Source organism: Pseudoduganella albidiflava (assembly GCF_004322755.1).
Lineage (GTDB): Bacteria > Pseudomonadota > Gammaproteobacteria > Burkholderiales > Burkholderiaceae_D > Rugamonas > Rugamonas albidiflava.
In genome coordinates, this window is sequence record NZ_CP036401.1 from 1,270,214 (window position 1) to 1,281,906 (window position 11,693).

General features: G+C 67.4%; 9 protein-coding genes. 6 read left to right on the forward strand and 3 right to left on the reverse strand.

Features of this window, described 5'->3' with window-relative positions; all coding sequences use genetic code 11:
- The 6 genes from EYF70_RS05415 to EYF70_RS05440 all read left to right on the forward strand — a co-directional run bounded on the left by EYF70_RS05415 (nucleotide 1) and on the right by EYF70_RS05440 (nucleotide 8,017).
- Entirely contained in the window at nucleotides 1-567 is a 567-nt protein-coding gene (locus EYF70_RS05415; protein WP_131144497.1) for a helix-turn-helix domain-containing protein, read from the forward strand.
- Nucleotides 564-1,535, forward strand: coding sequence for a GNAT family N-acetyltransferase (locus EYF70_RS05420; protein WP_131144498.1), 972 nt, complete (start codon nucleotides 564-566; stop codon nucleotides 1,533-1,535). Before EYF70_RS05415 ends, EYF70_RS05420 begins: the two co-directional genes overlap by 4 nt.
- A gap of 517 nt (nucleotides 1,536-2,052) precedes the next feature.
- The gene (locus EYF70_RS05425) at nucleotides 2,053-4,857 is read left to right on the forward strand and encodes a TonB-dependent receptor (RefSeq protein ID WP_218943754.1); all 2,805 of its coding nucleotides are present in this window, start codon (nucleotides 2,053-2,055) and stop codon (nucleotides 4,855-4,857) included.
- A 102-nt stretch (nucleotides 4,858-4,959) separates the two neighbouring features.
- On the forward strand, nucleotides 4,960-6,498 hold the full coding sequence (locus EYF70_RS05430) for a tryptophan halogenase family protein (RefSeq protein ID WP_131144499.1): 1,539 nt from the start codon (nucleotides 4,960-4,962) through the stop codon (nucleotides 6,496-6,498).
- Nucleotides 6,499-6,542: 44 nt separating this feature from the next.
- Complete coding sequence (locus EYF70_RS05435) at nucleotides 6,543-7,268, forward strand: SapC family protein (RefSeq protein ID WP_131144500.1); 726 nt, start codon at nucleotides 6,543-6,545, stop codon at nucleotides 7,266-7,268.
- A 14-nt stretch (nucleotides 7,269-7,282) separates the two neighbouring features.
- Nucleotides 7,283-8,017: a DUF6445 family protein gene (locus EYF70_RS05440; protein ID WP_131144501.1), complete on the forward strand. Its 735-nt coding sequence runs from the start codon at nucleotides 7,283-7,285 to the stop codon at nucleotides 8,015-8,017.
- Nucleotides 8,018-8,066: 49 nt separating this feature from the next.
- Here EYF70_RS05440 and EYF70_RS05445 read toward each other — a convergent pair whose 3' ends face one another.
- From EYF70_RS05445 to EYF70_RS05455, 3 genes are read right to left on the reverse strand one after another with little or no spacing between them, the layout of a single operon-like run.
- On the reverse strand, nucleotides 8,067-8,492 hold the full coding sequence (locus tag EYF70_RS05445; RefSeq protein WP_131144502.1) for a hypothetical protein: 426 nt from the start codon (nucleotides 8,490-8,492) through the stop codon (nucleotides 8,067-8,069).
- Nucleotides 8,480-10,525 (reverse strand): GspE/PulE family protein, encoded by a 2,046-nt coding sequence (locus EYF70_RS05450; RefSeq protein WP_131144503.1) that lies wholly within the window; start codon nucleotides 10,523-10,525, stop codon nucleotides 8,480-8,482. Before EYF70_RS05450 ends, EYF70_RS05445 begins: the two co-directional genes overlap by 13 nt.
- Nucleotides 10,522-11,418 carry an MBL fold metallo-hydrolase gene (locus tag EYF70_RS05455; RefSeq protein ID WP_131144504.1) on the reverse strand — a complete coding sequence of 299 codons (897 nt, stop codon included), beginning with the start codon at nucleotides 11,416-11,418 and terminating at the stop codon, nucleotides 10,522-10,524. Before EYF70_RS05455 ends, EYF70_RS05450 begins: the two co-directional genes overlap by 4 nt.
- Nucleotides 11,419-11,693 lie beyond the last annotated feature (275 nt).

Sequence of the window (11,693 nt, forward strand, 5' to 3'; positions counted from 1 at the left end):
ATGGGAAATCACGAACATTTCGAAGCGAGGCTGGTCGCCCGGCTGGCCGCCCTGCGCATGGAGCGCGGCTGGCCGCTGGAAGAGCTGGCGCAACGCGCGGGCATCAGCCGCGCCACGCTGTCGCGCCTGGAGCGGGGCGAAACCAGTCCCACGGCCGCGCTGCTGGGCAAGCTGTGCGCGGCCTACGGCTTGCCGATGTCGCGCCTGATCGCCGCCGTCGAGGAGGGCGGGGCGCAACTGGTCAGGGCGGCCGACCAGGCCACCTGGACCGATCCCGCCAGCGGGTTCACGCGGCGCATGGTGTCGCCGCCCTCGCAAGGCCTGCGCGCCGAACTGATCGAGGGGAGGCTGCCGGCCGGCGCCCTGATCGACTACGAGCAGCCGCCCCAGGCGGGCCTGGAACAGCACATCTGGATGCTCGACGGCCTGCTCGACTACACGCTCGACGGCGTCACGTACCGGCTGCAGCCGGGCGACTGCCTGCGCTTCCGCCTCCATGGCGCCACGCGTTTTTCCTGCCCCGGGCCGGACGGGGCCCACTACCTGATCGCCATCTGCGAACCATGACCACGATTGCTGAACTGTCGGGCGACGGCGTGCGCGCCGTCGCCGATGAACTGGCCGATGTGCTGCATGACTGCGTGGCGCATGGCGCCAGCGTCGGCTTCCTGCCGCCGTTCACGCTGGCCGATGCGCGCCGTTTCTGGCTCGATGTCGCCAGCCAGGTCGATGCCGGCGCGCGCACGCTGTTCGTGGCCCGCGACGGCGAAGGCGTGGTGCGCGGCACCGTGCAACTGGCGCTGGCCACGCCCGCGAACGGCGCCCACCGCGCCGAAGTGAACAAGATGCTGGTGCACACGCGCTGCCGCCGCCTGGGACTGGGCCGGCGCCTGCTGCAGGCGGCCGAGGCGCGCGCACGGGCGCTGGGCCGCACGCTGCTGGTGCTCGACACGTGGGTCGGCAGCGGTGCCCAGCACCTGTATGCCGGCCTGGGTTACCGTACGGCCGGCGACATTCCCCAGTTCGCCATCCTGTCCGGCACCACGCTCGGCGCCACCCGCGTCATGTACAAGCTGCTCGGCCCCGCCGTCGAATTGGCCAGCGCCGATCCCGCCTCGGCCGACGCGCTGGCGCTGATGCGTGAACTGTCCGGCGTCCTGCGCGGCATCACCGGCGACGACGGCACCGCATCGTTCGATCCCGCCGGCTGCACGGTGTTCGCGATCGCCCGCGACGGCGCGGGCACGGCGGTCGGCTGCGGCGCGCTGCGCCCGCTGGATGGCGAGTTCAGCGGGATCGCCGAGATCAAGCGGATGTATGCGCGGCCCGGCAGCGGCGCCGCGGTCGGCTCGGCCGTGCTGGCGTTCCTCGAGGCGCAGGCCGCCGCGCTGGGCTACCACGGCCTGTGGCTGGAAACCCGCAAGGTCAATACGCGCGCGGTGCGCTTCTATGAAGGACTGGGTTACCTGCGCATCCCGAACTTCGGCAGGTATGCCGGCAACGACGCCGCGGCCTGCTTCGGCAAGCGGCTGTAGCACGCCCGGCACGACCGCTTTCACCGGCGGGGCATCAAGTCCCGCCGCAGCGCTCCGCCCCAGGAACGCTTCTCCGACTTGCGGATCCACGCCATGGCACGCGGCGCGACCATCGTTCACGCCTCGCCGGCCCGCCCGTCATATCGATCCATCGGCAGCCGGGAGCCTCTCTCCAGCCCAGGTATCCCATGCGGAATTTCGCGCCACTTTCCTCAAACTACGCGGCACGAAGCCAGGAGCGTTCTAGTCTTCCGGCAACCATCGCCCGACCATCGAAGCGTAGATACGTGTAACCATTAACATAACTTCCCGCGAAAAGGAACAAGCTGTACCAAAACTACATCAGCTCCGCATTATATTTTTCTAAACTTGCAGTATTGACATACCATCGCTCTTCACCGGCACATGGCACGCGTCAGCCTGTCCTGCCCCTTGCCGGCCCGCTGTGCTCGCGTCGTCCGCAGCGCGAGAGTCTTCCCACCCCAAAGCACAACAATACAAGGAGTAGAGGAGCGAGATGAAAAATAGAAACGTTTCCAATGCCGTGTTGGCCTTCACGGCAATGTTGACAACCGCGCAGCACAGCGCGGCGCAGGAGGTGCCGCCCGAACCGGCCGGCGAAGGCGCAAAGATCAATGCCGTGGTGGTGAAGGGGATCCGGCGCAGCCTGATCAATTCGCTCGACACCAAGCGGGAAGGCAACGGCATTGTCGACGCCATTTCGGCGGAAGACATCGGCAAGTTCCCCGACCAGAACCTGGCCGAATCCCTGCAGCGCATCACCGGCGTGTCGATCGACCGTTCGGGCGGCGAGGGCAAGCAGGTCACCGTACGCGGCTTCGGCCCCGACTTCAATACCGTGCTGGTGAACGGTCGCCAGGTCGCCTCCGAGAATGAAAACCGCGCCTTTAATTTCGATACCGTCTCGGCCGACCTGGTCAACAGCATCAATGTCTTCAAGACGGGCACCGCGACCCAGCAGTCGGGCGGCATCGGCTCGACCATCAACATCACCACGGCCCGGCCTTTGAACCTGGGCGGCTTCAAGGTGGCCGGGTCGGTCAAGGCGCTGCACGACGATAACAGCGGCGAGACCACGCCGGAATACTCGCTGCTCGTCAGCGATACCTTCGCCAACGGCAAGTTCGGCGCGCTGCTGGCGGTCTCGCGCAAGAAGGCCAGGACGCGCCTGAACCAGGCGCAAACCGATGGCTGGCTGCAAAACGCCGGCATCCTGACCAGCGAACTCAATGACGGCGCCGGATTCGCGGGCAACGTGTTTTCACCCCGCAACTACGACACCAAGGTGACGTTCGAAGAGCGCACCCGCACCAATGCCAACCTGGTGCTGCAGTACCGGCCGTCGAGCAGCCTGACCCTGACCGCCGACGCGCTGTATTCCGACTTCGACATCAAGACCGATGCCACTTCCTACGGCCACTGGTTTACCGCGCCGAACGTGGAGCGCGCCCGCACCGACGCCAACGGTACCATCACGGACCTGTACCAGGAAACCGGCCTGGCGACGGACTTCCATGCCAAGAAATTCGACCGCCTGACCAACACCAGGTCGTTCGGCCTGCAAGCCGACTGGAAAATCTCGAACAAGCTCAATTTCGTCTTCGACGCCTGGAAATCCGATGCGACCCGCGAGCCCAACAACGGTGGCGGCGACCAGCTTTCGCTGATCGGCTACAAGAACCGCGCGCGCTTCCAGTCCGATTCCGCCACCTTGCCCTGGGTAAGCGAATTCGCCACCCCGGCGACCGGGCTGGTGTACGAAAACGATGCCCAGGGCCGGCCGATCACCCATTCCGTCGGCAATTACCTCGACCCGGCCAACGCCCGCGCGCACGTGATGCTGCGCCGTGGCTGGGCCGTCGACGACGAGGTGCGCCAGTACAAGGTCGATGGCGTCTGGAAGGAGGGCAGCGGCGAAGGGCTGGTCTCGGCCCGCTTCGGCCTCCAGCGCTCGCAGGAAACCAAGGCGCTGACCCGTTGGGACAACGAGGGCGTGGGGATTCACTGCACGTACTGCGGCTATGCCGATACCCCGGTCATTCCGGCCGGCACCCTCAGCGTGTTCAACGCGGGCAGCGACTTCCTGAAGGGCGTCAGCGGCAGCGGCCGCACGCCGACTTCCTGGCTGCGCCACGACGGCGAGAAGCAGTTCGCGTTCGTCGAGCAGCAGAGCGGCAAGAACTTCGACGCCGTGGTGCGCGACAACTCCTATGCGGTCGAGGAGAAAACCACCTCGGGCTACCTGGAACTGGCCTTCGCCGGCACGCTGGCCGACAGGCCCGTGCGGATGACCGCCGGCGCGCGGCTGGAACACACCGATATCAAGGTCTCGGGTACCCAGGGCAATATCGAGCGGCTGAACGTGCTCGATGCCACCGAGCTCAGCGCCGTGTATGGCGCCAAGTCGGCCATCAACGTCAGCAATTCGTACTACTCGGTGTTGCCCAACTTCAGCGCGAATGTCGAGCTGACGGACACGCTGATGGTGCGCGTGGCCGCCTACCGCTCGCTGACGCGGCCGCGCCTCGACGATCTGTCTCCCGCCACCAACATCGTCACGACGCGTCCCGGCACGCTGACCGCCTCCTCGGGCGATCCGGCATTGAAGCCCTTCGAGTCGAATAACCTCGACCTGTCGCTGGAGTGGTACTACAAGCCGGCCAGCTATGTCTCGGGCGGATTCTTCTGGAAAGACGTCAGCAATTTCATCGTTTCCAGCAACACGACGCGGCAATTCAACACCAGTACCGGCGTGCTGACCGACCCCAGCACAGGGACCGACAAGCTCAAGCCCGATCCGGCCGATGGCCCGGCCGTGTTCACCCTGACCCGGCCCAGCAATGGGCCATCCGCGGTGGTACACGGCTTCGAGCTGGCCGTGCAGCACACGTTCGACAACGGCCTGGGCTTCATCGTCAACGGCACCATCGTGCGCAGCGACTCCAACCTGAACCCGGGCGACGTCAACCAGAAGTTCGCGGTGACCGGCATCAGCGATTCGGCCAACGTCGTCGGCTTCTACGAACGGGGCCCGTACCAGCTGCGCCTGGCCTACAACTGGCGCGACAAGTTCCTGCAATCGCTGACCCAGCAAAACGGCGACGGCGTGACCCAGGTGGCGGCCTATGGCCAATGGGACCTGAGCGGCAGCTACGAAGTGTCGAAGAACCTGTCGGTGGTGTTCGAGGCAAGCAACCTGAACGAAGCGGTGGTCAAGAAGTATGGCCGCTACACCAACCAGTTCCTGCTGGCGGAAGATTCCGGCCGCCGTTTCGCGCTCGGCCTGATCGCCAAGTTCTGACGTGACGGGAGGGGCGCCGGAAAGTGGGTCAAATGCGGGCCAAAAACCGCGCCGGCGCCCCGCCGTTTCAACTGTCTCATGCCCAACATCGATAAGGCAGACATGAACCAGCACATCAAACACATCGTCATCGTCGGCGGCGGCGCGGCCGGCTGGATTACCGCGGGCCGCATCGCTGCCCGGCACGCCCGGGACAGCGGCATCACCGTCACCCTGGTCGAGTCGCCCACCATCGGCCCGATCGGCGTGGGCGAGGGCACCTGGCCCACCATGCGCAGCACGCTGATGAAAATGGGCATTTCGGAAACCGACTTCATGCGCGAATGCGAAGCGACCTTCAAGCAGGGGGCCAAGTTCGCACGCTGGGTCGACGGCACCGCCGACGATTTTTATTACCACCCGCTGATGCTGCCGCAAGGCTTCGGCCAGCTGGACCTGGTGCCTTACTGGCAGACCGCCTGCGCCGGCCGCTCGTTTTCCGACACCGTGTGCCTGCAGGAGCAGGTCTGCGAACACGGGCTGGCGCCGAAGATGATCACCACGCCGGAATACGCGTCGGTGGCCAACTACGCCTACCACCTGGACGCCGGCAAATTCGTCGGGTTCCTGACGCGCCATTGCACCACCAAACTGGGTGTGACGCATATCCAGGGCGACGTCACTGCCGTCAACAGCACGCCCAATGGCGATATCGCGGCCATCGTCACCGCGCAGCAGGGCGAAATCGCGGGCGACCTGTTCATCGACTGCACCGGCTTCAACTCGCTCCTGCTGGGCAAGCACCTGGGCGTGCCCTTCGTCGACCGGGGCGACGTCCTGTTCATCGACAAGGCCATCGCCGCCCAGGTGCCGTACGAGCGCGAGGATGCGCCGATCGCCTCGCACACCATCTCGACCGGCCAGGCCGCCGGCTGGATCTGGGATATCGGCCTGGTGACCCGGCGCGGCATCGGCTACGTGTATTCCAGCCGGCACACGAGCGACGAGCAGGCCGAAGCCGCGCTGCGCGCCTATATCGGGCCGGCGGGAAAATCGGTCGGCACGCGCAGTATCCCGATCCGCTCCGGCCATCGCCAGCTGTTCTGGAAAAACAACTGCGTCGCGGTGGGCCTGGCCGCCGGATTCCTGGAGCCGCTGGAAGCCTCGGCGCTGGTGCTGGTGGAACTGTCGGCCGACATGCTCGCCGAGCAGTTGCCCGCGACCCGCGACACCATGGACATCGTCGCCCGGCGCTTCAACGAGACCTTCCTGTACCGCTGGGACCGGATCATCGATTTCCTGAAGCTGCATTACATCCTCAGCAAGCGTACCGACAATGCGTTCTGGACCGATAACCGGGCGCCGGAAACCATTCCCGACAGCCTGAAGGACCTGATGCGGCTGTGGCGCCATCGCCCGCCCGGCAACTGCGACTTCACCAGCAATAACGAGGTGTTCCCGGCCGCCAGCTATCAGTATGTCCTGTACGGCATGGGCTTCAGGACGGACCCGGAATTCCTGCGGCCGTCGCCAGGCGAGCAGCGCGCGGCGCAGGAGCACCTGTCGCAGAACAGCGCGGCCGTCAGGAAGGCGCTGAAAATGCTGCCGGCCCATCGCGAGCTGATCGCCAAGATCCACGCCTACGGCCTTCCGGCGGTATAGGCCATCTTCCCCAGAACACAGGACACAGAACACAGGACACAGGCATGGCACATCTGATTTCACTGGACAACACGGCGCACCGGCAGGTCCGCGTCGACAGCCGCCGGGTGGAAGCGGCCGGCGCGGCGCTGAACATGGTGCCGGTGGTATTGACCGAGTTCCTGAAGCTCGTCGTCCAATACCCGATCGCCTTCACCAAGGACAAGGACACGGGACGCTTCGCCTGCGTCGCCCTGTTCGGCTTCCACGACAACGAGAACCTGTTCGTCGACGATGGACGGTGGGACGCCATCTACGTCCCGCTGCAAGTGTCGCGCCAGCCGTTCTTCCTCGGAAAAGCCGCCGACAAGCCAGGCGAGGGCGACCACTTCGTCGTGTGCATCGACACCGGGCACGCCAGCATCGGCGGCGACGGCGAGCGCATCTTCGACGCCGACGGGCGGGAAACGGCGTACCTGGAGGAAGCCAAGGGGCGGCTGGCCGAACTCCTCAACGGCGAGGCGCCGACACGGCAATTCATCGACACGCTGCTGCACTACAAGCTGCTGGTGCCGATGCAGCTGGAGATCACGTTCGGGAACCAGGAGTCGACCCAGGTGCAGGGCCTGTACACCATCGACGACGCCCGCCTGGAGCAGCTCGACGCGGAAGCGATCGCCAGCCTGCACGCGCATGGCTTCCTCGGCCCGGCCTATACCATGCTGGCGTCGCTCGGCCACGTCTACGCCATGATCGACCGGCGCAACAAGCGTCTCGAGCGCGCGGCGTAGCCATGGATGCGGCCATGAATGACGCGGTGTTCGCGCTGCATCCTTCCCCCGCGCACCAGGTGCTCCATGTCGGGGCCGACCGGGAGCCGGTGCTGATCGTCGACGGCCTGCTGCTCGATCCCGAGGCCATCGTGCGCTGGGCGGAAACGGGAACGGCGTTCCAGCGGCAGGACGGCGATTTCTATCCGGGCGTCCGCAAGCCCCTGGACATGGCGTATGCAAGCGCGGTGCATGCCCGGCTGCGCGAGCTCCTGCTGTCCACCTTCGGCGCCGGCGGCGATGCGGCGATCACGCCGCTGTCCTGCGTGCTGTCGCTGGCCACCACGCCGCCGGAAGCACTGCGGCCGATCCAGAGCGTGCCCCATTTCGACAGCGTCGAGCGCAACCGGATCGCCAGCGTGCATTACCTGTGCGATGAACGGTTCGGCGGCACCTCGTTCTACCGCCATCGCAGCACCGGTTTCGACAGCATCGACGGGCAGCGCCTCGCCGATTATGCGCCGCGCCTGAAACGGGAAGTGATGGAGGAAGCAAGGCGGCAGCCGGGACGCGGCTTGAGCTACATCCGCGGCGACACGGCGCTGTTCGAACGCACCGCAAGCGTCGAGGCGAAGTTCAACCGCGCCATCTTCTACCGCAGTAACCTGCTGCATTCCGGCGACATCGCGGTCGACGCCGGGCTGTCGTCCGACCCGCGCAGCGGGCGCCTGACCGCCAACACGCTGGCGGTGATCGGCGCTCCGCGCTGAGTTACGGGGCGAGGCTGGTCACTATTCCGGCTCGCCCGGCGCCAGGTGTTCAGCGGCGCAGCAGCACCAGCGCCTGCACCACTTCCAGCGAGCGCCACGCCATCGCGAAGCCGAGCGCCACGAACACGATGCCGGACACCACCGCATACTGGCCGCCCATCAGGGAGCCCAGCCACAGCGCGGCGGTGACCACGAAGATCGTCACCAGCAGCCGCGTGGCCCAGCCTTCATGGCCTTCGTGGCCGGTGGTAAGGTTGCGGTGGGCGTAGGCCACGAACACCTTGGCGCGGCGCCGGCCGACCACCACGATGTCCTGTCCCTCGGCGATCACGAGCGGGGTCGACGAGACGATCTTCACCAGCTGGCCATCGAGCCGGAATACCGCCGCGTGGATCACGCTGGTGCCCGTCTTCGGGTTGTACGACACGCTTTTGCCGCGCCGCAGTTCGGTCACGGTACCTTTCAGTTTGTCCATGCGCTTCCTTGCCGCGCGCACGCCGCGCGCACCATGCCGATGTCGGTAATGCCGGCCAACACCTTGTCGATCCCATCCATCTTCAGCGTGCGCATGCCGTCTTCCAGCGCCGCCGCGGCGAGCGGCGCGGGCGCGCCGCGCCGTGCCAGCAGCCGTGCGGTACGCTCGCCCACCGCCATCAGTTCGAACAGCCCGGCGCGGCCCCGGTAGCCGCCGCGGCATTCGGCGCAGCCCACCGCGCGGTACAGCGTGAAGCGCCCGCCGGCATCGGCATGGCGCTCGCGCCAGCGGGCCAGCACTTCCTCGCGCGCGAAGCCGGCATTGTTCGCGGCGACATAGGCGGCGACGCGGGCGTCGTTGTCGGCGGCGGCATCGTCGCCGGGCTGCAATTCGGCACAGTACTCCGTCAGCAGCAGGTCCAGCTCCGCCGCGCCGGGGTGATACGGCTGGCGGCACGCCGTGCACAGTTTCCTGGCCAGCCGCTGCGCCAGCACGCCGGCCAGCGCGGCGGCGGCGCCGAACGGATCGGCGGCCATGTCGAGCAGGCGCCGTGCTCCTTCCACCGCGTTCCGCGCCGGCAGCGCCGCCAGCACCAGCCGGCCCGACAGCGCCGCTTCGACCGCCAGGCCAGCCGCCGGAGCATCGCACGGTGCGTCGACCATGATCACATCGGCGTCGGCCTGCCGGAACGCTTCCAGGGCGGCGGCGACCGCCAGGCCGGACGCACGGCCGGCGTGTACCTGGCGCAGGCCGGGCTGCACCAGCGTCACCGGGTCCTCGGCGGTGCAGATCTTGCGCTCCGGGTGGTTCAGGCCAGCCAGCAGCGCATGCAGCGTCGTGCTCTTGCCAGAATCGGCGGGGGCGCACACCAGCAACAGGCCGCGCGCTTCGTCGAGCATTCCGCGCAGGCGGGACAGATCGTCCGGCGCCATGCCCAGCCGCGCCAGCGGCACCGCCGCGTTGGGCGCGGCGATGCGCAGCACCATGTCCACGCCGGCCGTCGACGGGAGCGTGGCCGCGTGCAGCACCATGTCCGGCAAGCCATGCGCGCCGCCGCGCAGCGTGCCGTAGCGCGGCTGCCCGTGGCGGAGATTGTCATCATGGGGCCGGCCATCATGGCGCTTGCCATCCCGGGGTTTGTTATCGGCCAGAGTGTCCGCCGCTGCGCCGCTCCAGTGGACGACGGCGTCGAGGTGCATTGCCAGCGCCGCGGCCTGGGCGGGCGGCAGGGTGGCATAGGGCGCCAGCGCGCCATCGCGGCGCAGGCGGATCGCGCTGCCGGCGCGGCCGGCAGCCTCCACGTGGATCGCGGCCGCGCCCAGCCGCTGCGCATCGGCCACGATCCGCGCCAGCAGCCGGGCCCCATCGTCGCCGGCGGGCGCGGGCACCACCGCGCGCGTGGCGACCGGCCGATCCGCTGCCGCCGGCGGGGTGGGGCGGGTAGATGGCGCGGCTGGTGGCGGCGGTGTCCTGCGTGACCCTTCCTTCTGCGCGCCTGCCAGCGCTTCCGCCAGCGCTGTGGCCAAATCCGTGGCGCCCGCCAGCGCGTGTTCCGGGAACGGCGCGCCGTCGCGCGTGTTGACCAGCTGGATCACACCCAGCAGCGCGCCCGACCCTGGGGCCAGCACGGGCACGGCCAGCACCTGCCGCGTGCGGTAGCCGGTGCGCTGGTCGACGCCGCGCGGGAAGCGCAATCCCGGCGCGATCCGCGCCAGTTCGGCATCGTCGTACGCATCGGCAATGTTGACGGCCCGGCGCGCCAGTGCCACGTGGCCCGCAATGCCGTGCGGCGCGATCGCCACCTTCACGTCGCGCCACGCGCCCGCCGCGCTCTTCGCCTTCGATACCAGGTAATCGCCTTCGGCATCGACCGCGTACAGCGTGAAGCGGTCGCAGGCGAACAGGCCGGCCACCGTACCGGCCGGATCGGCCATCACTTCATCCAGGCTGCCGGCATCGCGCAGCCGTGCCACCACCGCGGCCAGCGCCTGCAGGAACGGCATGTGCGTGTCGCCATCGGCCAGCGTGTTCATCCCAGATCGACTTCCAGGCCTTCGTATGCAAGGAAAACCTGCAGGCCGCCGGGCAGCGGCGCGTGGCGCGCCATCACCTCGGCGAACACGGCTTCGAGCTCGTCGTCGCTGCGGGTCGGTTCATGGTGCGTGCAATACAGGCGCCGGGCGCCGGTGCGCACGGCCATCGCCAGCGCGCCGTCGAAGGTGCCGTGGCCCCAGCCGACCTTCGACGGATATTCCTCGCGCGTGTACGAGCAGTCGACGATCAGCGCATCCACGCCGCGCGCCAGGTCGTCGATGGCGGCCGTGCGCTGCGCCACATGCTGCGCGAACGCCGCGTGTTCCGGCTGGTCTTCGCGATACAGGTTGAACAGCGGTTCATGGTCGCCGGTGAAGAACACCGACTTGCCGTTGCAGTCGACGCGGTAGCCCAGGTCGGTCACCGGGTGGCTCATCACTACGTTGCGCACCAGCGCGTCGCCGACCGGCAGCGCCTCGCCGACCGCCAGCGTGCGGTATTCGATGGTCGCCGCCATCTGCGCCTCGCCGACCGGGAAATAGCTGTTCTGCAATTGCACGCCCATCACGTGCTCGATGCCGTTGCCGGTATCCGGGTCGGTCGCGCCATGCAGGCGCACGCGGCTGCCCTTGATGAACAGCGGCGTGAAGAAGGGCAGGCCATGGATATGGTCCCAGTGGCTGTGCGTGATGAAGATATTGGCCTCGATGGGGCGGTGCGGCGCGGCCACCAGCGCCTGGGCCAGGCAGAACAGGCCGGTACCGCCATCGAGCACGATCAGGGTATCGTCGTCGCTGCGGATCTCGATGCAGGTGGTATTGCCGCCATAGCGCACCGTGCGCGGCCCCGGCGAGGGGATCGAGCCGCGTACCCCCCAGAATCTGAATTTCATCCGAATCTCATCCTGTGCTCATTCCTGTGCTTGTTCCTGTGCTTGTTCCTGTGTTTATTCCCGTGCCTTGCGGCCCGGCCGTGCCGGCAAGTCTCAACGGATGATAGCGGTTTTTTTGCCGCTTCTGGCGCCTTTCCGTCGCGCTCGATCATTTCCTGTTGGCAAAATCGCACGCGCTGGTGTTTCCTCGCCCGTGTTGGATTTCTACACCCATTTACCCATGTACATCCGCCGCGCCGTGCCGTTACACTGCCCGTCCGATGCCTTCCTTCCGC

Excerpts from the sequence above, each read along its gene's own strand:
- EYF70_RS05440 (WP_131144501.1), top strand. The coding sequence starts at position 7,283 with ATGAATGACGCGGTGTTCGCGCTGCATCCTTCCCCCGCGCACCAGGTG.
- EYF70_RS05430 (WP_131144499.1), top strand. The coding sequence starts at position 4,960 with ATGAACCAGCACATCAAACACATCGTCATCGTCGGCGGCGGCGCGGCC.
- EYF70_RS05450 (WP_131144503.1), bottom strand. The coding sequence starts at position 10,525 with ATGAACACGCTGGCCGATGGCGACACGCACATGCCGTTCCTGCAGGCG.
- EYF70_RS05420 (WP_131144498.1), top strand. The coding sequence starts at position 564 with ATGACCACGATTGCTGAACTGTCGGGCGACGGCGTGCGCGCCGTCGCC.
- EYF70_RS05435 (WP_131144500.1), top strand. The coding sequence starts at position 6,543 with ATGGCACATCTGATTTCACTGGACAACACGGCGCACCGGCAGGTCCGC.
- EYF70_RS05445 (WP_131144502.1), bottom strand. The coding sequence starts at position 8,492 with ATGGACAAACTGAAAGGTACCGTGACCGAACTGCGGCGCGGCAAAAGC.
- EYF70_RS05455 (WP_131144504.1), bottom strand. The coding sequence starts at position 11,418 with ATGAAATTCAGATTCTGGGGGGTACGCGGCTCGATCCCCTCGCCGGGG.
- EYF70_RS05425 (WP_218943754.1), top strand. The coding sequence starts at position 2,053 with ATGAAAAATAGAAACGTTTCCAATGCCGTGTTGGCCTTCACGGCAATG.
- EYF70_RS05415 (WP_131144497.1), top strand. The coding sequence starts at position 1 with ATGGGAAATCACGAACATTTCGAAGCGAGGCTGGTCGCCCGGCTGGCC.